The organism is Nostoc sp. FACHB-190, from assembly GCF_014696905.1.
Lineage (GTDB): Bacteria > Cyanobacteriota > Cyanobacteriia > Cyanobacteriales > Nostocaceae > Nostoc_B.
Map to the genome: position 1 here is coordinate 46,041 of NZ_JACJQW010000032.1, position 24,220 is coordinate 70,260.

Annotated in this window: 13 protein-coding genes; all 13 read right to left on the bottom strand. The window is 39.5% G+C overall.

From position 1 onward, the window contains the following. Positions 1 to 78 precede the first annotated feature (78 nt). Positions 79 to 3,069, bottom strand: coding sequence for a CHAT domain-containing protein (locus tag H6G28_RS27020; protein ID WP_190675570.1), 2,991 nt, complete (start codon positions 3,067 to 3,069; stop codon positions 79 to 81). Between the two features lie 21 nt (positions 3,070 to 3,090). Continuing rightward, positions 3,091 to 4,350 carry a CHAT domain-containing protein gene (locus H6G28_RS27025; protein WP_190675572.1) on the bottom strand — a complete coding sequence of 420 codons (1,260 nt, stop codon included), beginning with the start codon at positions 4,348 to 4,350 and terminating at the stop codon, positions 3,091 to 3,093. A gap of 188 nt (positions 4,351 to 4,538) precedes the next feature. Continuing rightward, entirely contained in the window at positions 4,539 to 4,961 is a 423-nt protein-coding gene (locus H6G28_RS27030; RefSeq protein ID WP_190592296.1) for a peptidoglycan-binding domain-containing protein, read from the bottom strand. A 98-nt stretch (positions 4,962 to 5,059) separates the two neighbouring features. Further along, positions 5,060 to 7,330 carry an alkaline phosphatase D family protein gene (locus H6G28_RS27035; RefSeq protein ID WP_190675574.1) on the bottom strand — a complete coding sequence of 757 codons (2,271 nt, stop codon included), beginning with the start codon at positions 7,328 to 7,330 and terminating at the stop codon, positions 5,060 to 5,062. Between the two features lie 195 nt (positions 7,331 to 7,525). Then, positions 7,526 to 8,917: a malic enzyme-like NAD(P)-binding protein gene (locus H6G28_RS27040; protein WP_190592294.1), complete on the bottom strand. Its 1,392-nt coding sequence runs from the start codon at positions 8,915 to 8,917 to the stop codon at positions 7,526 to 7,528. Positions 8,918 to 9,026: 109 nt separating this feature from the next. Beyond that, positions 9,027 to 10,469: a hybrid sensor histidine kinase/response regulator gene (locus tag H6G28_RS27045; RefSeq protein WP_190592293.1), complete on the bottom strand. Its 1,443-nt coding sequence runs from the start codon at positions 10,467 to 10,469 to the stop codon at positions 9,027 to 9,029. Between the two features lie 50 nt (positions 10,470 to 10,519). Next, positions 10,520 to 13,351 carry a hybrid sensor histidine kinase/response regulator gene (locus H6G28_RS27050; RefSeq protein ID WP_190592292.1) on the bottom strand — a complete coding sequence of 944 codons (2,832 nt, stop codon included), beginning with the start codon at positions 13,349 to 13,351 and terminating at the stop codon, positions 10,520 to 10,522. A 173-nt stretch (positions 13,352 to 13,524) separates the two neighbouring features. Continuing rightward, a complete protein-coding gene (locus tag H6G28_RS27055) occupies positions 13,525 to 14,139 on the bottom strand; it encodes a hypothetical protein (protein ID WP_190592291.1) in 615 nt (204 codons plus the stop codon). 94 nt (positions 14,140 to 14,233) lie between these two features. Then, positions 14,234 to 15,112, bottom strand: a complete 879-nt coding sequence (locus H6G28_RS27060; RefSeq protein ID WP_190675576.1) for a hypothetical protein — start codon at positions 15,110 to 15,112, stop codon at positions 14,234 to 14,236. Between the two features lie 611 nt (positions 15,113 to 15,723). After that, positions 15,724 to 17,238 carry a thioester reductase domain-containing protein gene (locus H6G28_RS27065; protein WP_190592289.1) on the bottom strand — a complete coding sequence of 505 codons (1,515 nt, stop codon included), beginning with the start codon at positions 17,236 to 17,238 and terminating at the stop codon, positions 15,724 to 15,726. 15 nt (positions 17,239 to 17,253) lie between these two features. Continuing rightward, positions 17,254 to 18,900 carry a PfaD family polyunsaturated fatty acid/polyketide biosynthesis protein gene (locus tag H6G28_RS27070; RefSeq protein ID WP_199332948.1) on the bottom strand — a complete coding sequence of 549 codons (1,647 nt, stop codon included), beginning with the start codon at positions 18,898 to 18,900 and terminating at the stop codon, positions 17,254 to 17,256. Between the two features lie 340 nt (positions 18,901 to 19,240). After that, positions 19,241 to 22,537 (bottom strand): PfaB family protein, encoded by a 3,297-nt coding sequence (locus H6G28_RS27075; protein WP_190675580.1) that lies wholly within the window; start codon positions 22,535 to 22,537, stop codon positions 19,241 to 19,243. Between the two features lie 197 nt (positions 22,538 to 22,734). Beyond that, positions 22,735 to 24,114: a beta-ketoacyl [acyl carrier protein] synthase domain-containing protein gene (locus H6G28_RS27080; protein WP_190675582.1), complete on the bottom strand. Its 1,380-nt coding sequence runs from the start codon at positions 24,112 to 24,114 to the stop codon at positions 22,735 to 22,737. Positions 24,115 to 24,220: the final 106 nt, after the last annotated feature.

A 24,220-nucleotide genomic window follows, 5' to 3' on the forward strand; every position in this document is an offset into this window, starting at 1 on the left:
ACCCATTTCCGCATCGGAGAGGGGAAAAATATTGTATGTTTTTAATGAAAAATATACAACCTAGATACGCCAAACAAACTATTCAGATTCACCAATTAAGGTAAATGCAGCCCAATTTTTGGGGAGAGGATATTTCTGCATTGTTGTCAGCATAGCTTTACGTAAAGCAGTCGCTTTATCTTGTTTTTGTTGGATATTTTTATAGAATTCGGTCATTAGAAACGATGTCGAGTTATCATCAACTGCCCATAAAGAAACGATGACACTGGGGACACCAGCACTAATTAAAGAACGAGATAAACCAATTACACCATCACCAGTTACTCTCCCACGTCCGGTATCGCAAGCACTTAAAACAACCAAGTCTGCATTTAACTTTAGATTCAAGATTTCTTCGGCCGTAAGCAACCCGTTATCCTTATCGGAAGGTGCAAGAGCAATGGCTCCACCAAAGCCTTTGGCTAACGCACTTCCCAATCCCCGGTTATCATCAAGTAAACCGTGAGTAGCAAAGTGAATAATTCTCGCTTGTGCAATTTTCTGTAAAATAGCTGTTTTGCTGGCTTGCTTACCTGTCAGTGCTTGAGTTTTGAGGATTGCAGCAACATTTTTAGCTTCCTGTTCTGCACCGGGTAAATTATTTAATTGTTCGAGGGGTTTTCCTGGTTCCAACTCTACTTTCGGCATCGTCGGATTACCCACTACTAAAATTTCCTCTTTACTCAATTCCTGACTTGCCAACTTTTGTTTGCGGGTTAAATCTAAAACCTGAATTGATGGTGCAGTTAGAATTGTGTGTTTTTCAATTAAGTATTTGCCTTGTTCATCTTGTAGTGCAGGAAAGGGGACAAGGAATAGAGAACCTTGAGGAATGAAGATAACTTTTTCGCTTTCTTTTGTGGGTAGAAATTCGGCGATGGGTTTGATTAGTAGTTCATGTAGTCTTCGGAATCTTTGTTTTGTTTTCAAAGTATCAGAATTTTGACTGATAATAATACCACGCCCTCTCACACCAATAGATTGACGACTCATAGTAACTAATTCAGAAAGAGTTGTATTGTCTTTCTGCCACAGAGGCTTGAGGTCAACTTTTTGGAAAGTACCTTTACCTGTGGGTTTGATTACCCAAATATAGAGTTCTGATTCTTTAGTTTGTTGTTTACCCTGAATCTTAAACTCATCATAAATAATTGAATATTCAACAAGTGTTGCATTTTGTTGTTGAGCAACTTCTTGGAGGTTGGGTAATTGAGTTCCTAAATCTTGGGTAAGACTATCATTAATTTTAGTAGATAAACGTGTATTAAGTAAATCAACAAATGCTCTTGCACGCCCTTTTTCAGCAGTTTCTAGGGCAGAATCATAATTTTGCTGCTCAATGAAAACTTGTTGTAATATTTGATAGGCATCAGCTTGTGTTTCAAAAACAGATATTTTATTGATATCTGTTAAATTCCGCCTGACATCTTCCCATGTATCAATTGCATAATATAGTGCTTTGACCGCTTCATCAAGCTTACCAGATTTACGATAAGCATCCCCCAACTTAGTTAAAATTTCACCTCTCTCTTGATAACCATTCTGCTCGGTCTGAAATCTTTGTAGAAAAATTGCTGAACTTTTCTCTAAATAATCAATTGCTTTTGAATAATTAGTCTCTTGAAGATGAATATTTCCTATATTACCTAAAGCAGTTGCTTCCATATAAGAGTTTTGAGTGTCTCTTGCTATTTTTAAGGATTGCTGATATTTCTCAAGAGCTTTAGCATAATCACCTGCTAAAAAATAAGCCTTACCTAAATTACTCAATAACCATAACTCTCGATTAGTCAAATTATCTAATATAAAAAGTTCTGTATTATCATCTTTAATTTCTTTGTTAAATACTAGGCTTTGATTCAAAAAGCCAATAGCTTTCTTTGATTCACCTAGTTTGATATAAACTAATCCTAAAAATCCCAAACTCCAACTTTCGTTGTAACGGTCTTTAGCTTTTCTAGCAATAGCTAAACTCTTTTGAAAATAGTCAATAGCACTAGGAAAATTACCTAAGTCAATATAGGACATACCTAAATATCTGAGAGTCTTACTTTCTCCGTAGGAGTCTTTAATTTTTCTATATAGATGTAGAGATTGTTGCCAACTTTCTAATGTTGTTTCAAAATCTAAATTTTGATAGGAATTCAATCCTTCTCCAGTTAGTCGTTCAGCTTCAGCTTTAAGAAAAGCAGTAGTCTTGGTTAATGCTTGTGATGTTCTTAATGGTGGGAGTAAATTAGCTGGTAAAGGTGTGGGAAGTTTTTTAATTAAATCTATATATTCTTGTTTGTATTTAATTGCCGTTTTATAATCACCTAAAGTTAAATAAGATTTATACAAATTCATCAAGGCAGATACTTGGCTTTGATAATCATTTATTTCTTTGGCGATCGCTAGAGACTGTTCATAAGATTCAATCGCTTTTTTATCAAAGATAATTGCATGTTTCCAAATCGAATAAGTATAATAAAAATAAAAGTCTCCCAAATTTTCTAAATTCCATAATTCACCTTGACGATATTTAATTTCTTTCGCTATATCTAAACTTCTTGTATAGTATTCAAGGGCTTTTTGATAGTTTCCAAATAAATAATAAGAATGAATAAATCCTAAATAACCTAAAGCCAAACTTTCACCTTGACGGTCTTTAATTTCTTGGGCAATAAGTAAAGATTTTTGAAGAGATTCAATAGCTTTGTTGTAATTATATAAATAGCTGTAAGCAATTCCTATATTTCCTAAAATTCTCCCTTCGCTTTGACGGTCTTTATTTTTTCGATACAGAGACAATGCTTGTTCCCAAGATTGTAATGCTGCTGAAAATTGAATGTTATCAAACTTTTCAATACCTTTAAGCCACAGTTTATCTGCTTCAGCTTGATGATTTGTAGATGTTTGCGCTAAAACCTGTTGTGTAAAGAAAAATTTGTAGGAATTATTTCCAAATGTCAGTGCAATTGTTACGAGAAAAGTATTGAAAGCGATTGAAATAATTTTGCGTAGGCGTAGCTCGTTATGTCTATCGCTCATAATTCTTACCCTCATGTCAAACTATAACAAGCCAATTAAAGTAAAAGCTGCCCAATCTCTGGGGTTTGGGTATTTTTTCTTAGTTTCTAGCATCGCATAACGCAAGGCTGCTGCTTTATCTGGTTTTTCATGGAGTTTTTGATAAAATTTTGTCATTAACAATGCGGTTGATTGATCTGATATATCCCATAAAGAAGCAATCACGCTGGAAACTCCCGCCGATAAGAAAGAACGTGATAAGCCAATTACGCCGTCATTTGTGATTATTCCGATGGCTGTATCGTTGGCACTTAAGACAACTAAATCTGCTGTTAATTTTAATTTTTGAATTTCTGCGGGTGTGAGTAAGCCATCATCTTGAGTGGAGGGTGTGAAAGCTAAACCTTGCTGATTTTTGAGAGATGCTTGTGTTGCTAAATGAATAATTTTTGCTTGCGAAATTCGCTGTATAACTGCGGTTTCGGTTGCTGCATTACCTATGAGTGGTTGGGTGTTAAATAATTGTGCGATCGCTTTTGCTTCTTGTTCTGCACCAATTAGCTGAAGCGGTTCTCCTCGATCAGATTGTATTTTAGGATTACCCACTACTAAAATATCTTGTCCGATATTTTGATATTGTTTTTTTCGCTGATAAAGTAAATCTAAGGCTTGAATGGAAGGTGCAGTGGCAATTGTATATCGCTCAATTAAATATTTACCTTTGGCATCTTGTAAGGCAGCAAAAGGTACAAGAAATAATTCGCCTTGGGGAATGAAAATAATATTTGTGTTTGGTTGTTGAGGTAATAAATTTTCAATAGGTTTAATTAATAATTCATGCAATTTTTGGAAGTTATCTTTAAGTTGATTACGTTTGAGATAATTATAATTACCTTTCACCCCAAGAGACAAACGACTTTGAGCAATTAACTCAGACAGAGATGTGTTTTGTTTTTGCCACAATGCTTTAATATCAACCTGACGAAAGGTTATATCTCCTGTAGGTTTAATGACCCAAATATAGAGTTCTGATTCTCTCGTTTGTTTTTTGCCTGCAATCGTAAATTCATTATTAATAATTGAATATTGTATAAGGGTGGCATTTTGTTGTTTAGCAACTTGCCTAATCTGTTCTGTAGCAGAATTAACTGCTAATGTAAACATGCGATCGCCTAATATATTTCCTGGCAATTGCTCTGAAGCTAAAACCTGGTTGTGAGCAAAAATATTGATGGCGATCGCCATCATCATTAGGCAAACTGATGTATTTGTAAAAATTGATGGTGTAAAGTTAATCGACATTTTATCTTTCAAGTAAAAATAATGAGATATTAAATTGTTTTTTATATAAATAGGTAAGAGTAGATGAGTTTATATGCAGTCGCTTATAGAATTGGAATAAAGGCATAAAATCTATAACTCTGTAGAGACATTACATATAACGTCTCTACATTATTCTAAGAATATGCTGCTGTAAGTTTTTAATAGATTTAAATTAACTGTTTGGCTACTCTATCAAGATTTTTGCGAATTTCTAAAGTTGCAACACCAGTAATTGCGCCTTCATCCTCAGCCAAATATTGGGCGGCAAATTTTTTGACTGCGGCTACAGTTCTTGGCCCATAAAAGGGATGATCTTTAGGTAAGTCGGCTTTGACTACTACATTCAATTCATATTGCAAAATTCTGATCACTTCTTCCGCTTTCGCCATTGTTTTTGGCCCGACTATACCATCTACCAACAGTTCATAGTCTGCCTGAAAATTTTTGATGGCTTGTACAGTTTTAATGGTTGTGAGTGGCGAATTATCTTTACTAACTGGAAACCCCTGCCCCAAAGCAGCAAAATCTTGAGCTAGATATCCTAATCCAAATAAAATAGAACGGAATTGAGCATTGTTGTAGGTAATCATATTTACTAAAGCTCCATATCTCCAGGCTGCAAGATTGAATTACTGAGTAATTGGGTTTTATTGGTTAACATTAGCTACACCACCCATTGATGCTATTCCTAATGAAATACATCATGATCAGGTAGCAGTTGAGTTTCAAACCGGGAGTAAACCAGTTCAGTTGTATACCAGGAAGAAAACCAGTATAAATCTTGGATGACTTTATTCGCAAGACTTTCATCGGTTGGTTCAAACTGCACTAATGCTAAATTATTCACGCCTACTACTTCTTTTCCATCTTGAAACCAAGGGGATTTCCAAAACATTAAAAATTGTAGCGATCGCCACTTCGCTTTTTCTGGGCGGTTCCAGGGAGCAATAAAACTTAATACATCAATGGCTAAATTCGCAGTTTGGGTTTTTTGCCGAGGAATTAACTCTAACGCACAACGCCAGTCAGGACGGGACGAGTTTTGGCGTTGCCATTTTTTAGCAGCAACTTCCACCATATCAGCAGGATGATTCCAGCCCCACCAATATCGGACTTTTTCTGGTAATAGCCAATTTTTCAATTTGGTGTGAATTAACCGCGTGAGAAATTCTTCATTTTTTAAGGCACTACAGGTTAACTGCACCAATACAGATGACGATTGGGAATCAATATCTTGATGAGATAAACGCACCGCCGAACTATAGTGAATATCTCCCGACAAGACAATGACTTGTTGACGTTGGGTAAATAATGTTGTGAGAAATTGCGCCAATGCTTCTGTATGAATATTCCACGCATCACCCACATCTGTAGAAAAAACCTTATCGTTTTTTAAATGCCAATGATGCACCCAATCAATCACTTTTAAGCCAAAGACATTGGTAGGTGCAATCACAAATGTGGCGGGAATATTAGTTTTTGCTTGTAAAGGTGTCAGTAGTTGTTGTTTTACCGCCTGGGGTGATAATAACCTGGGTGGGGCGATGGGTTTCGCGTCGGCTGGATAACCCCGCCAAGTCCGGGTATCGAGAACAATCACTTCATGAATTGGGCTGCGAATGGTGTAATGCCAATTGAGGGATTGGGGATGTCTGGCTAAAACTAATGTGGAATCATCTTGAGCAAAAGTTGGTAAGCCTGTGAGAGAATCGGTATCTGGCAGACCAAGATAAAGGGCGATCGCTTGATCGGCATAACTATCTGTACCGTGGGAAGCTGACCAAATTTCCGCCGCCGCCAGCAGTTTTTCCCCAGATTGACCAAAGGCAAATTGTTCAGGTGTATTTCCCCAAGCTTGAAACACGCTGTAAGCTAACAGGGCATTCTGCACTGCCCGCCGCCCCAAAGGTTTGCCCAAAACGCGCAAACACCAAGCTTGATTCAAATTCCAGTCATCGCTAACATCGTGGTCATCAAAAATTGTGTAGGTGGGAATATTCGCCAAAGCACGGCGAACTTTTCCCAAAGTATAAATAAATTGTTGTAAATCTTTGACTTCTCGATTCCAGTTTTTGATACCTTGGCGATCGCTAGTTACTTCTGTTCCTTGAGGAAATTTCCTAGGCCAGCACACAGGCGACCAAGTTAATAAATAAGCCGCGTAATATTCCCCCAAACTCAGCAGATGACTGTTAACTTTACTGTATTTGTTATGTAATCCGGCGGTGAAACCTGCTTGTTCTGTTGCGACTTCCGCCCGTTGTCTGGTAGGTAATTCCTTGGGAGTACAGCTAATTGGGCTGACTGGTAACTTTTCTTCCCAACCCAATAAAATATCGCCCAAATGAGTCGCCACCCATAAGGAAGGATCAGCAACATCATCACCATAGATTTGGTCGCCAGTGAGAAACAATTGCTGGGGGCGGCGTTGGGGTTGAGTTGCTGTAGTTGCAATTAAACTATCAAGAATTGGTAACGCATCCAACCCATGTCCGTGCGGTTTACGACAAGAAGCGTGGACAATTTTTAAATCTTGCAGACGGCTGGGAGGTAAAACAAAGGTTGGTTGTTGATGGTCAAAATAACTAATGCTATCTGCGGCAAAATTCTCAGAACTTAATGCCTGCGATAGGGTTTGCTGTTCTGTACCACAGATAAATTGTAAGGTGTAGGCGTAGATGCGATCGCCCAGCAGATGATTTTCATCGTGACATTCAGCCGTTACCGCCACAACATGCAGATATTCACCCAAAGCAGATGTAGCGCGTTCTCCAGTCAACAAACAATTCCCTAGAGTTGCGCCTTGATTTGTTGTTTCATAAATTTTCAGTTCTACCCGACAAGACTGCTTGAGGGCTATCCATACCGTCACGGCTGTTGATTCAGTATGTTGTAGCATTGGCCCTGCCAAAATTAGCGGCAGTTCGGTGATGAACTCGCTTCCAAAAGGATACTGCATGAGTGAATTTTATCTGCGTGTATCTGTCTGAAAAAGTTTTGCGCCGGGAAAGCCGGACGCGCAACGCCAGTGAAGGAGTCGGGGAACCCGCCCAACGCACTGGCTCAACTTTTCGTTGCGTACATCTGCGGTTACTTGATCTTTACTGTCTTTTTCTGGGAGATAGGCAAGCTGCCTATCCCACAAGAATTATACTCAACTCTTGGCAATACCTTCTTGACGTGCTGCCCTTTGTACAGCCGCCGCCACAGCCGGGGCGACACGGGTATCAAACACAGAAGGAATAATATGTTCAGGACTCAAATCGCTGGGGTTGACTAAAGAAGCGATCGCACTGGCCGCTTCTAAGTACATTGTGGTTGTAATTTCTTTAGCACGACAATCTAAAGCACCCCGGAAGACTCCCGGAAAAGCCAACACATTGTTAATTTGATTGGGGTAATCACTGCGTCCTGTCGCCATTACCGCCACAGTTTTGCTCACTAATTCTGGCTGAATTTCAGGAATGGGATTGGCCATGGCAAACACAATGGGATCTTTCGCCATTGCTTGCACCATTTCTGGGGTTAATACGCCAGGGGCGCTAACACCAATAAAGACATCTGCACCTTGCATTGCGCCAGCTAATGTTCCTTGGGCTTTGACAGCAAATTCTTGTTTTTCTTCTGTCAAGTCAGTGCGGTGAACAGAAAGAATACCTTTAGAGTCACACATCAAAATGGTTTGCGCCCCAGCTTTCCGCAGTAACCGCGCGATCGCCACACCCGCAGCGCCCGCACCATTAATGACAATGCGGATATCTGCCATTGATTTGTTAACTAATTTCAGCGCGTTATATAATGCTGCTAAAGTGACAATCGCTGTGCCATGTTGGTCATCATGGAATACTGGGATATCTAATTCCTGACGCAATCTTTGTTCAATTTCAAAACAACGGGGCGCAGCAATATCTTCTAAGTTCACCCCGCCAAACACAGGCGCAATTTGCTTCACCGCCTGAACAATCTCATCGGTACTTTGGGTAGCTAGACAAATAGGAAAAGCATCGATACCAGCAAATTCCTTAAATAGCATAGCTTTGCCTTCCATCACAGGTAAAGCCGCCGCCGGGCCGAGATTACCCAAGCCCAAAACTGCACTACCATCGGTAACAATGGCGACAGTATTTTGTTTAATTGTCAGATTGTAAACTTCTTCTGGGTTGGCGGCGATCGCTTTACAAATCCGCCCCACACCAGGAGTATAAGCCATTGCTAAATCAGAAACACTTCTTAAGGCAATACGGCTAGTGATGCTAATTTTGCCACCACGGTGTAAATTAAAGGTGCGATCGTAAACATCGATCACCTTAATGTTTGGTAGTTCTTTGATTGCTTGGACAATGGTTTCAGCATGTTCTGTACTAGCTGCATCTACGGTAATATCGCGCGTAGATTCTTGACGGGTTTGTTCAATTAAATCTATTTGCCCCAGATTACCACCACTGGTTGCGATCGCCTGTGTCACCGATGCTAACATCCCGACGCGGTTGGGAATTTGCAACCGCAGAGTCAAACTAAAACTGGAATTAGGAGTTAGGTCTGCCATTGTAATTTTGCAATAGTGAATTTTAGATTTTATATTGAATCGCTGAGTAAAAATCTAGACTAAAACTAAAATCTACAAAGACCCTAACGTTTCCTAACCTAATCATTGACTAAAAGTTCAACATCACAGGTACGGCAGAACCGACAACTTTTTGCTTAACTAAGCCTGTATGACAAACTTGTGGCTGTTGAATGGGTATTTCCACTATAAATTCTGCTCCTTGCTCTGGATGGGAAATACAGCGCAAACTGCCATAATGTAGTTCAGTGATAATTTGATGACTAATTGACATTCCCAACCCTGTACCCTTACCCGCAGGTTTGGTTGTAAAGAAAGGGTCGAAAATTCGTTGTTGAATATGTTCTGGTATTCCTAGACCATTGTCAGCAATTCTAATAATAATGCGATCGCTGTCTACCACCTCGGTATGAATCCGAATCATCGGTGATGGCACATAACTCGGATAATGTTCCATCGCTTCTGTTAAAGCATCAATGGCATTACTCAAAATATTCATAAACACCTGATTCATTTTGCCGGGATAGCACTCTACTTTGGGCAGGTTGCCATATTCTTTGACTACTTTAATGTTTGGCTGTCCTGGTTTTCCGTCTAGGTGTCGCTTGAGAATCATGAGTGTACTATCTATACCCTCATGAATGTTTACCACTTTGACTTCTGCTTCATCGTGGCGGGAGAAGCTACGCAAAGATTTAATAATGTCACAAATTCTCTCAGTCCCAACTTCCATTGAAGAAAGAATTTTTGGTAAGTCTTCTAGCAAATATTCTAAGTCTATGTCTTTAGCTTTGGCTTTAATCTCCGGGGTAGCGCCAGGTAATTGCTTTTGATAAAGTGCCACTAATTCCAGCAAGTTCTGGGTATAGCGACTGACATAGTAAAGATTGGCGTGGATAAAGTTCACGGGGTTATTAATTTCATGGGCTATACCCGCTACTAGTTGACCTAGAGTGGCTAACTTTTCTGACTGCACCAGCTGAACTTGAGCTTTTTCTAAGGTGCAAAGTGCGTCAGTAAGTTTTTGGGTACGTTCCAATACCCTTTGTTCTAATTCTTGAGTTAATTTCTGTAAAGCTGCTTCAGCGATCGCCCTTTCTTGGATTTCTTGTTGGAGACGGAAATTTTTCTCTGCTAGTGCTGAATTCAAGTTTCGCAAATTCACATGGATTTGAACCCGCGCCAACACTTCTGCTTGCTGAAATGGCTTGGTAATATAATCAACAGCACCTAAAGAAAGGCCTTTCACCTTATCTACCGTATCGCTCAAAGCAGTCATAAAAATGACAGGAATATCTTTTGTCTGTGGATTTTGCTTGAGTCGGTAGCATGTTTCAAATCCATCAATCCCCGGCATCATTACATCTAATAAGATTAGGTCTGGTGGATCATATTCGATTTGTTCAATAGCACTTTCTCCACTAGTGGCGACTGCAACTTCAAAACCAGCGTCAGTCAAAGCTTCCGAAAGTACTTCTAAGTTGGTAGGCGTATCATCTACAATTAAAATTAAATTGGTTTCTTGAGTCTGCACAATTCTTCCCCTGATACTTATTCAAATTTTTATGGAGTGAGGAATTTTTATTAATAATTTATTTGCGATATTCTTTCGAGAAACTCTCTAATTTCCTTAACTTGGAACCCTTGAGCTAGATGATTCACATACTGCACAAAAGCAATATAACGTTCATCCATTTTCTCTATATTTTCTAAATGTTTAGAAATAGCTTTTATCCGACCTTTTAGAGCTAATTCCTTTAAATAATTCAATTCTACTAGAGGTGGCGGAATAATTTCAGATTCATTTTGTTTGTGAGATCCGATTATATTAACAGGTGCGATCGCCTCGACAGTTTTTTCTTCATAAATCCATTCCAAGCGTAAATGTTTCTCTAATTGATTGAGTAGTTCAGGCAGTTGGACAGGTTTAGCTAAAAAGTCATCTGCACCTGCATCAAAGCTTTTTTGTTTATCATCATCAAATACACTAGCTGAAGAAACTATCACCTTCAAATTTTGCCATTCTAAAGATTCTCGTAAATTAGATAACATCTGATATCCATCCATTACCGGCATACAAGCACCTGTAATAATTAAGTTTGGTTTAAATTCTGTTGCTTGTGCTAAAGCAGTTTGACCATTTTCTGCTTCTACTAATTCAAAACCAAATACTTCTAATAAACTAACAAATACAGAGCGATTTTCCGCAACATTATCCACTATTAATATTTTCTTTTTCTCTCCTTTATAACCAATGATTTTTCGGCTTTGGTAACTTTGAGATATATCAATCCATTCTTGAGCTTTGGCTATTTTTAAATCAAACCAAAATATACTTCCCTGACTCATTACACTTTTAACTTTTAAATCACCGCCCATGATCGAGAGAATTTTATGACTAATTGCCAAACCTAATCCTGTACCTTCTGATTGTTTTTTAATACTACCTGCTTGCTCAAAAGGTAAAAATATTTTCTCTAGTTCTTCAGATTTAATTCCTATACCAGTATCTTCTATTTGGAAGCGAATTTTATAAGTGGTTGTTGGTGGTATATTTATATCATCTTGGGAAAATTGATGTCCAGGAAAAATAACTTCTACTTTAAAAATTACTTTGCCAGTCTCGGTAAATTTTATAGCATTACTTAACAAATTAATCAGAACTTGCCGTAAACGTTTTTCATCTGCTTCGATAGCAATTGGCAGATGTTCATCGAATTGATAGACAAATTCAATTCCTTTTTGTTCGGCTTTAATCAGACAGATTTCAGCAACGGCTTGGAGAAAGGAAAGAAAATTAAATTGTGTCGGCTGTAGTTCTAATTTTCTCGCCTCAATTTTAGAAAGGTCAAGGATATCATTAATTAAAGTTAATAGATGAGAAGCACATTGATGAATAATATTGATGCCTTTTATTTCTTTTGCTGTGAGATTTTTGGAACCTTGTAAAATTTGAGCATAACCGAGAATTCCATTTAGGGGTGTACGTAGCTCATGGCTCATATTAGCGAGAAATTCGCTTTTGGCTTTATTGGCACTATCAGCACTTTCTTTTGCTTCCCTGAGTTCTTTGGTGCGATTTTCAACTCGAATTTCTAGTTCTTCATTGGTTTTAGATAAAGCATTAAAAGACTCGCGTAGCTGAGTAGCCATCATATTAAAAGATTGTGCTAAAATTTGCAGTTCTTCAACTTGAGATTCCTGAACTTTTTGGTCTAGTTTACCATTGGCGATCGCTTCTGAAGCTTGACTTAATTGTAGAATTGGTTGCGTAATCCATTCAGATGTATAAACCCCAAGAATAATTGCTAAACCTAAAGCTAATAAACACAACAGAATCGTTGTATGAGTATTAGCATTAATTTGCGCCATGAAATCCTCTTCAGGAACCACAACCACCATTAACCAATCAAGTCCCCATTCATCGCGCCAAGGAGTAATCTGGACAAACTGGCGTTGACCCTGGAGTAAAAAATCCATTTGCTGAGAATCACTAATTTTCTCAAAACTGCCAAAATGTGTCGTCAAATAGTTAGCAGTGGCTTTGATGAGTGGATCTTTACTCTTGGATGCTAATAGGCGTTGCGGTTTTTGATTTTGAAGGCTGAAGGGTTGTTCATCACTTGAACTAGCAATTAATAGACCATTATGTTCAATAATAAAAGTTCTACCAGTTTGGCTAACTTTCAACTGACCTAAGAAATCACTAATTTGGGAAAGACGTTGTTCAGCCGCAATGACACCAAGCAGTTTTTTCTTCGAGTCATAAATAGGATGACTAGCGGCAATCGATAAGTTAAAAGGTGGAACTAACCAGTTATAAACGGGACTCCAAGTTGGTTTACCTTGGTTGGCTGCTTCTGCATACCAACCTTCATTTTTAGCAATAAATTCTCCATTATCTTGAACAATTTTGATTCGGTTTCCTTGATTATCAGTTGACCAACTATATAAATGATTACTACCTTGATAATTGTTAGGAGCTAATTCATCAATAGTAATGCGATGATCACCAAAAAGATAGCCAGTTGCAATGTAATCACCTGTTTGGAAACCTAAAAGTATATAGCCAATATTAAATGATTTCAGCCGTCTCCAGAAAAATTTTCCCAGTTGCTGTTTGTCTTGCAAATCTAATAAGCCCATCTCAATTACATCGGAAGTGAGTATAACTACTTTTTGCGGAACAAGCATATAACTATCTAAATGTTGGTCTATGCGTCCACTGACTTCAGTTAGTAATCGACTTGCTAATTCGTTTACAGCTTTTTGACCATTGCGTAATGACAGATATCCTGTTAGTCCTACAGCTGTAATCACTTGCAGTACAAAAGGCACAACCAGAATCAAACGTAATGAAATTTTTTGAGATTTGCCGTCTTGAGGAATTTTTCTAGAGAGCAGCTTAGATGACATAGAAGAATCTAGGTTGATTACAGAATATACTAGTGTCGTCAGTCAATGGGCAGAAAAAATAAAAATCAAATATGAATTATATATCTGATTTTAGGTTTTGCTGAAAATCTTTATGGTTGGCTATATGAAGTAGGAAAATGTTTGGTTAATTAAAACAAAAGTGTCTTATTCTTCTAGATTTTTATACTTCTGCGTCGTTTATACAAATTCACTTGACTATGGATTTGAGTACGGGAAAGTAAGAGAAATATAGTGAAAGTTGAGCCAAATAAATACAGTGGATAAACTGAGAGGTTAAAAGACCAATTTTTAAGGGCAAACAGATTGAGTGTATGCGCCAACAGAAATATAGACCATGTGAAAATATCTTCTGTATGTGGTTGATAGTAGGATTTTCTGATGGTTGGTAAAGCTCCTAAAAAATCAATGCAGATATTGATCATGAGAGCAATACTAGGAGAGCTAAAACGCCACCAAAGGATCAGACTAAGACCAGCAGTTAATAGACACCATCGGTCAAAACGATTCCAACCACCTTCACCATATTTAATCCCAAGAATAGCAATCGTCAAATGACCAATTGCAGAACACACCGGAACCCAGATTGTATTAACCGCACCAGAGGAGTAGTAGCTAAAACAAAGAATGAACCCGACAACTGTCCAAATCCACCAAGTAACTCTGTTAGGTCGAGTTTTTCTTTGATAGATGCTAAATATGTAGGGTAAAAAGCCTAAGAGTGAGAGAAACCCGGCGACTATACCAATGACTTCTTGCCAATGAAACATGATTTGTGATGAATAAGTAGTAGATGCAAGTTGAGAAAATTTCTACATCAACTTCAAGAGTGAGTATATGCACCCTGGAGCGATCGCCAGCAAGTTATACAGAAACTAAATTACCTGTCTCTAGAGGTTCTAGCACTTGCAGACATTCCCGATAAATTTCTCTAAATAAACGCTGCTGTAACTCTGTAAATGCTTGATAACCTTCAAGCACCCACTCCATAATTTGCTGCTCTGACTCAGGCCGATACTGAACTACCATATTCAAGGCTTGTAAAACATGGTCAAAGTGTCTGGCTTCTGCGCCGGAACCTTCATGTTTACCGTGGATGACAACATAACACCAAGGATCATAACGATGACCCCGAATGGCGACGGGAGTACTTTTCTCTTTGAGGTAGCGGTCAAATCCTACGCCTTGATTTTCATAGCGGATAATCATATCCAATAGTGCATACTCGCGATCGCCCAACATTTCGGAAGCCGTATGAAATCCCAGAGAACGAATCAAGGAAACAGCATCGCCGGGAGTTCCTTGGTAGCCAGCTATGACAGCTTGCACAATGTCGTCCAGCCAAACTGGAGTCTGAGAAAGTTGGTTACGTTCCTCGACGGAAATTCCTGCATAGTCTCCTACTGTCTTTAACAGTAATTGAGCCAATTCTCGATGGGTGATACCATAAGCTCCTTCATCAGACGCAGCAATCATAATCTCAGCAGAAATTTGAAAGCCGCGATCTGCTTCTTCAATCACCGCAATTTCTGGATCAGTAAATAAATAACGAGACATCGCAATTGAACTCGCAAGCCGAGAAATTACTGAGGATGTGTAGCCATTGAAACAAGTATAATGTTGCCAGAATACATACAAAGCAGCCGGATTATGTGCAACCAGACGGATAGTAGACGCTATTGTCTGTTCTAATTCGGCAAAGTCAAAAGCTTGCTTAAAAAAAGTTTCAGAGAAGATTTCCATCAGCTAGATTACTTCAGAATTAATACCAAAGTGTGTCAGGTTTAATAGTGACATTAATGTAGTTTTTGACTACTTTGGTTTACATCAGTAATCTAACTGCTTTTGATACAAATACTCAATTTCAGTATTTGCAACTTCAAAAATCAAACCAATTTAAAATAAGTTCATCTAAAGCTTATCTAGACTAAATTTAACAATTCAACTTTTATCCAATCTTTATATAAAAATGTTCAACATACTGCCGTGTTGCTGAAAACATAAAATGAATACTGAGTTTTTATTGTAATTTGTAAAACAGAAGTACATATATAAATCAAAACTAAAAAATATAAATTTCTTGTGAGCAAAAATTTTAAGAAATAATATCCTTAATATTAAGATTTGATGTAAATTGACTTGATGATAAACAGCAATATTCCTGATATAGCATAATAAACCAAAAACCCAGTTAGATAAACAACTGGGTTTTGTATTTTTAACTAATTATTTAGCAGTTATGTGGCTATTTATTACATTTATTCACAAGGCTAGTTGATTGTTAAAAATATGTTTTTAACTGCAAATAGGCAACATAAACAAATGTAATATTGTGATACATAACAAGCAAAATATTACAAAGCGACACTCAAGAAGCCGCTTTCGATTAAATAAGCTGTGTAGGTCATAAACAACTTAGAATCGATTGGTGGACAGGAAATTCCACTACCCTCTAATGCCTTCACTGTTGCTTCACAGCTAATTGTGGGTCTTCTTGTTTGCAGATACAAATCAGGAATTGTGACTTGTTCTTCTGACCAGCGTTCTAACAAGAATGGGCGCAAGGTATATAAAGGATTATCTGGTGAGGCGGCATTTTTAATCAACTCTGCTTGCCATTCATCGTAGGGGAGAATTTGCACGGGATAACCGAAAGAACTCACCCACTCAACTAAAAATTTTAAAGAAACTGGGTTGGGATGTTGTAAGTGGAAAGCTTTACCTATCGATTCTGGTTGCATTGACAGATAGACGATCGCTTTACTTACATAGTCTACAGGAGACATATCCAACATATATTCTACATCTGGGAAGCTACCCATTTGTAGACAACCCTTGACCATCAAGTTGATAAAGTCGTGGGTGTTACCGATACCTGTGTTGCTATCTCCAGCGATTAATGGTGGTCTGTGGATTGTAACAGGTAAACCGCGATCGCTGGCAATTTTCACCAACTTCTCAGCTACCCATTTGGTTTGGGAGTAACCGAGGAAAATACCTTCCCAGTGGCTAAAATCATCATCTTCCTTCACCACCTTACCCGCGTAATAAGGTGATTCAAATACAGCCACACTGGAAACGTAATGTACCGGCTTGACCTTGATTTGACAAGCCAAGCGCAATATTTCTTGCGTACCTAAAACGTTAGCAGTTTTCAGTGCTGAGTAGGGATAAACATAGTTCAACAAAGCAGCACTGTGATAGATGGTGTCAATGTTGGTTGCTAACGCTTGGAACAGTTCTGCGCCCAGGCCTAACATTGGTTGTGATAAATCACCAATGACGGGAATAATGCGAGGATCTAACTCATCCTGACCAATTCCATACTGTTCCAGGTTCTTTTGCAGCTTGTTTTTACCGTCTTGGAGGCTGCTGGCGCGTACCAAGCAATACAATTCTGCGTCGGTTTGTTCTAGCAGTTCCCGGATGATGAACGCGCCTAAAAAGCCAGTGGAACCTGTCAAGAAGATTTTCTTGGGTTTGTCGATAGGTGTGTAAACAGCACCGCCAGGATTAATTGTGGGGTCGAGGACTACTTCAGCTTGTAAATCGAGAGTAGGGATGTCAGTAGCATGATTCCCACTGCTTTGTTTGATAATTCCTGTATCTTGTACATCAGATTGTTCGACTAATTCCTCAGCTAAACGCTCTGATAAAGATGCAATATTGGGATAATGCCACAACAACAAAGGAGATGGTTGAAAACCCAGTAATTCCTCTAATTTACTTACTAGAGTCATTGCTTGTGCTGAGTCTAAACCGTAGTTTTCGAGATTTTCGTGGATATCAATTTCGTCAGTTTCTACACCTACTAACTCAGCGAGGTTAGACACCATCCACGCTTGAATATCTGCTGCACTATAAGACATTGTTACCTCTTCCAATTATTGACAAACTTCGGGACGATACTGAGTGTAGTAATCGGGTATTTGCAAACCTTGAATTTTTAAATTTTGGATGCGATATAAAAATGCTGCACCCTGCATAATCTGGTCAGCAACATCCACAACTGAGCGGTTTTCTGGTTCAGCTAAATAAGAACCGCGTACCCAGTCATTAAAACCACCCATCGCCGGGCCGCACCAAATTTGATAATCAACTTCTCGACCTTTTTCACCAGCAGTAGACCAACGAGAAGATAAGCCTAAATACCAACGGAAAATCAAAGCCATCTTCAACTTAGGATTATTCACAGCCTTACCCAATTTTTCAGGATTTTTCTGTGATAAATAAGCAGCCGTTCCTTCCCAAGCCTCAGCAATAGTTTTCCGAAAAACTTGTTTTTCTAACTTCTCTTTTTCTGCCGCCGGGATTTCTTCAATTGAGTTATAAGTGCGGTACAATTCATACAATTTTTGCGCTCGCATCGGGAACATCGTACCCCGTTTCAGCACTTGTACTTTCACACCCATTTCAAACATATCGCCGGCGGGAGCCATAGTTACATCAGCCATTTCTGCTTGTGCTAATAGTTTTTTAGTATGCTCACAAGCACCAGATTCAACACAAGCTTGATTAATTGAACCAGTAACTACATAAGCAGCACCCATCATAAAAGCTGCTAAGGTTGATTCTGGGGTCGCAATTCCCCCGGCTGCACCAACTCTAATTGGTTGGGAATAATGATATTTAGTTTGAATTTCATCCTTTAAAGCAATCAATGAAGGAAGCAAACAAATCAACGGACGGTTATCAGTATGACCACCAGAATCAGCTTCCACAGTAATATCATCAGCCATTGGCACTTGTTCTGCCAATCTTGCTTGTAACCCAGTAATTAATCCTTGTTCAACTAATTCTTTGACAATTTTAGTTGGTGCTGGCTGCATAAATTTACTCGCAACTTCGCGGCGAGAAATTTTAGCGATGACCTTATTTTGAATGATGATTTGATTGGCATCATTTAAACTTAACCCAGCCAGTCGATAATAAACAATGTTGGGTGTTAAATCTAAAAATGCTGAAGCCTCTACCACCTTTACCCCATATTTTAAATATAAATCCACAGCCCGACGTTCAATCGCCATATCATTAGGACTGTGAATTAAATTAAAAGCGTAGGGGCCATTTGGTAAAGCTTGTTGAATTTGTTGAATTGCTGATTCTATTCTTTCGGGAGGTAAACCACCTGCACCAAAAGAACCTAAAATTTTCTCTTTTCCTAACGCAATCACCAGTTCTTCAGAAGCAATACCACCAGCCATTGCGCCAGTCATATAGGCATATTTCACGCCATAACCAGCGAGAAAACTAGGGTCGCCTAACTGTTGTAGAGAAATTGGCGCAAGAGAAGCGATTAATTCTAATTGGGAAGTTGTGTTATTATCAGCAGGATATAAATATCCTTCATTTGTAATGCCGATTTTACCTGCAATTTTGACAAGATAGCAAGGTTTATCTAATAGCAGTAATTTATTTTTGATGGCTTGCTGTTCAAAGGATATTGTTTCTAAATTGCCTTTCCAAACAAGATTATGATTGTATGTATAGGCGGAGAATCTTAAGCCATTATCTTGGGTGCTGAGTGGCATATCGAAGGTCGTCACAGTAGTTATCCCTCGGATTGTTAATTGCTGATTTTATTGTTGTGGTTAGGTGAATTATTTTTTTTGAAACGAACCGCAAAGGGCGCAAAGGGCGCGAAGGGAAGAAAGATAATAAAGGTTGGAACTGACAAAATTATCTTTTTCAACTTTGCGTACTTTGCGTACTTTGTGGTACCCTTCGGGAAGCCGCTTGCGCGTCTACGTTAAAAAAGCTTTTTTTCATTACTCAATTAGAATTGCTATAATTTAACTTTCTTAAGAAAGGTCTAAGAATAAAGTGTGTTAAATCTTTATCCTTAAACCATGAGGTAACGTGCATTCAAGCTTATTCTTTGAGCAAATCTTCCGCGCAAACTAATTGCAATTGAATAATTTCACGCATCTGCTGACTAAAATCTTGCCGTGCTTGTAAAAAAGCTGTATGTGCTTGAGTTATCCGAGCATTATTAGCATTCAGCTTTTGACAGTGAGAGGTATTTATCTCCAGCATTCTGATTAGGGTATTTAAATCTTGATTGGTAGCAGATGCTTGTGTCGGTGTGGCGATTAACTCAGAAGATTCTACTTTTTCTGCTGCTGTAAAACCGTGTTCAATGATATTTTTCATTGAAACTTCTGCATTTTGCGTCAGAATTTCACCGCCTAAGATTTTATGTGTATCTTGCAGGGATTTGATGATATCAATTTCATCGGGTAATGGTATATTTGAATGCAGATTTTCAGATTGAATACCTTTAGCTTTCCCTGGCAAATCTTGGAAAAGTTTGCGGTTTTCTTCAGTCAAAATACTGGCGGTTATTGATTCACCACCGACTGTCACAGTGCGTAGTGTAGCTTTATTTTGTTTGGGCGCAGGTGTGAGGTTGTAGAGTGGTGATAAATCTACAGCTACGCGATGGCTGAGAAGTTTTGCTAGTGCTTTGACAATATTAGTATGGTCATCCATCCCCCGGCGGTTGAGGGATACGGTGATGTGGTCTTTGTCTTCGAGAATTTTATCAATCCAGCGTGAACAAACACCACCAGCACCAGCTTCGATGAAGATTCTCGCACCGTCGTCGTGGAGGCGGTTGACTAGGCGAGGAAAGTCTAATTGTTGGCAAAGTCCGGTGGCGATGCTGCGAGCGATCGCACCACTCTCTAGTGCAATAGGCTGATATTCAGCCGCAGAATAGAAGGTAACACCTGCTAGATTCTGCGATGGTAGAGTATTTAATTTAACTAACTCCCCATACTCTGATCGCATCGTTTCACAGTGAATAACGTGATCAAACGGAGCCGTAAAAGAGTTACATCCCAAGGCGGCAATGACTCGCTTACACGCCGCAGGTTCACCAGCAATTAACACTTCTTCCGGTGTATTAATTTGTGTGAGATAAACTTGCGGCTCGTTTTTGATAGCTTCTTGTACCTGTTCAGGACTCGCCATCAAAACGAAGTTACCCCAAAAGTTTTTGTCTGAATTATCTGTGTTTGGTAAACCCCAAAACTCGCGCACCGCATTTTTCGGCCCAGATAACCTATTCCCAAACAACGCCGAGGAGTTGAAAGAGTTACTACCTTGGAAGAAATCATTCCAAACTCCTTGCGCTACCATCATGCTCGTTTCACCCAAGCTGTAACCAAATACATACTTCGGCTTGAGTTGAAAGTCATCACAAATAACCGTGGTAAGCAGTCTGGTAAAAAACATTTCCGCTTCAAACATTGCTAAAGAATCATCTAGCAATTGCTTTTCTAGAGTCTCTAGCTGTCTGAGGGATAACTTACTCAAACTTCTGGGAAATACTCGTAGTTCTACATCCGCTACCCGCTTATTTAGACTCTTCACCATGTAATCGTTGAAGATTCTAGGAAACAGGCGGAAGAGATTTCGACCCATACCTACATAAGAGTTCACCGCCGCCGGATATACATAGGCAATTTCGCCATGCTTTCCGAGAGGCTTGGGAGTGAAATAACTACCTATAGGTGTTTGCCAGTCTGTACCTTTTTCAAACGCCGTTTTGACACCCTTACGCGCCGACTCAATTTCTTTGAGGAGTTCTTTTTTGTTCCGTCCGTTAATGGCGATGGCGTATTGCGCTTGGGGGTTGGCTTTATATGCAGCAAAGGCTTGACTTGCACAGTCTGATAAAGAAGAACTAGTTTCAATGCTCTTTTGCAGACTATCTAGAGCCGCAAAAATACTATCCCTGTCGTTAGCAGTTATCGGGAACAGATGATATGGCATTTGCTCCAGATATCTGCTAGGGCGTTCTTCTTGGGTGGGGTCTTCTGAGATAATCACATGAGCAAAAGTGCCATCACAACCCAGACCGTTAATTGCAGCTATCCGACGGTCAGAGTCTTTACCCAAGAACCAAGGACGAGATTCTGTAGCTACATAAAAAGGACTGCCTTCCCATTGTTGTGGTGCTTTCACACCTGACCAATTAGGAGTAGCAGGAATGTAGCGATAGTAAAGACACAACGCTGTTTTGATTAAGCTGGCAATTCCCGAAGCTACTTGAGTGTGTCCGATATTGGCTTTGACGCTACCAATAGCAGAGTGCAAACCATGACCTACTGATGGGTATGCTTGCAATAAACCTGTAATTTCCGTTTCGTCTTCTTGGGGAATACCACTAGCGCAAACCTCTACATATTTCACCTGAGAGGGTTGTACACCTGCACTCTGAAAGGCTTCGTTTGCTGAATTGACCAGAGATTGTCCGATATTAACAGCATCAATGGTGGCATAAATGCGATCGCCATTCTCTTGCGCCACATCGTAGCGTTTGAGAACCACTACACCCGCGCCTTCACCCACATTCCAACCGTTGGCTTTTTGGTCATAACTCAACGTATTGACACCAGTGTTAATCTTGGCGGTTTGATTGCGTAACAATACATTCTCTACACCACCAGCCAAGTCAACAGCACCAACAATGGCTGCGTCTGCTTCGCCAGTCATCAGTAACATTTGCGCTACTTCCAAAGCTTTGAAAGCTGAAGTCTCTACAGCCGTAAGGGTGAAAGCAGGCCCGGTGAAGTTCCACAGCGAGGAAATGCGACTCGCCATAATGTTGGCGATATAGCTTAAGTATTCACCAATCTCTACTTGTTGGTGAACGCTATCTTTAACGATGGTTTCTAATTGAGCAATCTTTTCTGGTGGTAAGGTAATTTCCGCCGCATTCAAACCATCTTTGACTTGCCAAGATAAATCCCACCTTTGTTGTAGTTGGTGTACAGATAACTCTGCTTCAGCCGCAATAATTACCGCGACATTCCCACCTTCGGGGAGGTTTGCATCTTTGATGGCGCGTTCTGCAACCTTCAACAGTAATAGTTGTTGGGGGTTGAGTTTTTCGACTTCGTTGGGAGGAATTTTATAGGCTAAAGTATCAATTTCAAAGTCTTTGATATATGCTCCGACTGGGGGTTTACCTTCAGCTAAACCGTAGTCTTGGAGTAAGTCTTTTTCGGTGTTAATGCCATACCATCTTTTTTCAGGTAGAGGTATGAAGTGTTGTTTACCGTCATAAATACTACGTTCAAAAGCATCTAAGTTATGGCATTCGCCAAAGAAGGCATCCATGCCAATAATTGCAATTTTGTTTTTATTATCTTGGGTCATTATTGAGTACCTAAACAGAGTTTATAACGAACCGCAAAGGACGCAAAGAGCGCGAAGGAAAGAGGGAATAACGAACCACAGAGACACAGAGAGAAGTTGCGTGCGCGGGTTCCCCGCGTTGAGCAAACTTCGGGAGAACACAGAGTTAGAGAGACAATAGGTAATTTTATAAACTTATCTAGAAATCTCTAAAACTCTTATTTCTTTGTGTCCTTTGTGTCCTTCGCGGTTTTTTCCAAAATGATGTGAGAGTTAGTTCCACCAAACCCAAAGGCGCTTAAAGCTACACGTTTAGTCGAATTATTGTTAGGCCAAGGTGTTGTTGTTTTGACTATGTTTTTAGGAGAAATAACAGTATTTTCTGCACCGATGGGTTCATCAATATTAATGGTGGGTGGAATTACACCATGATTTAGGCTGTAAATTGCTTTGGTTAAGCCAACCATTCCAGCACCTACTAACAAATGACCAACATTTGATTTAGCAGAACCTACTAATGGTGATGCTTGGTGTTCCCCAAAAAAGCTTTCTACAGAATTACATTCGGTGGTATCGCCTAAGAGTGTGCCTGTAGCGTGACACTCTAAATAATCAATTTCTTTCGGGCTAAGTTGGGCTTCTTGATAAGCTCGTTCGTAAGCTAAGATTTGTCCTTTAGCGTTGGGGCTGAGTAAGTGTTTGCCTCTACCATCGTTGGAGAGTCCATTACCGCAAACAGTAGCAAGAATATTATCACCATCTCTAACAGCATCACTGTAGCGTTTGAGAACTACCATACCGATACCTTCGGAGGTTACTAAACCGCGTGATGCTTTATCTAGGGGACGGCTAATTCCGTTTTCTGGATATCCTTGAATACCAGAAAAGAGCATTCGTAAGAATAGAGGGTCAGAACAACTAATAGCACCAGCTAACATCAAATCGGCTTTGCCTGTCTGTAAGTAGTGCGATGCTAGTTTGATGGAGTAAAAGGCTGAGGAACAAGCTGCATCTATACAGAAATGAGTGCCTGATAGTGAGAGAGATTGAGCGATGAGGGCGGCTGGTAAACCAGAGATCATCGCGTTGTAGGATGATGGTTTGGTGGTTGGGGGGATGGCTGCTAAATGGAAATCTTGGTCTTGGAGAAGTTGCGCGATCGCACCATCAATTGTGCGGCGATAAATGGGGGATAATAATTGATTGGAAAGTTTTGTCGGTAAGGCAAGGGTTCCTAAAATTACGCCACATTTGGCGAGGGCTTGTTGATTACCTAAATAGCCACTATGTTGGACTGCTTGTTTAGCTGCGTAGAGTGACCATTTAAAGGTGTTATCTAAGCTATTTACTAAGGTTGGTGATAGGTTGTATTCGCTGGGGTCGAATTGAAAGTTGCGAATAAATCCACCTTGGAGGAAGTAAATTTTTTCCGGTTTGCCTTTAGCAGTGTCGTAAAATATTGTGGGATCAACGCCAATTTCGGCAAGTGTAACTTCTGAGGTTGAGTTTTTTTGTTCGGTGATATTCTGCCAAAATTGTTCGGGATTATTCGCGTCGGGGAAAAGGCAGGATATACCGATGATGGCTATTTTTTCCACTGTTGTTGTCCTCGTTGGGGTGGGCTTTTGGATTTACGTTGTTCCCCGGAGTGGAAATTTGTTTCGCGCAAAGGCGCAAAGGCGCAAAGAGATATTACTATTTTAA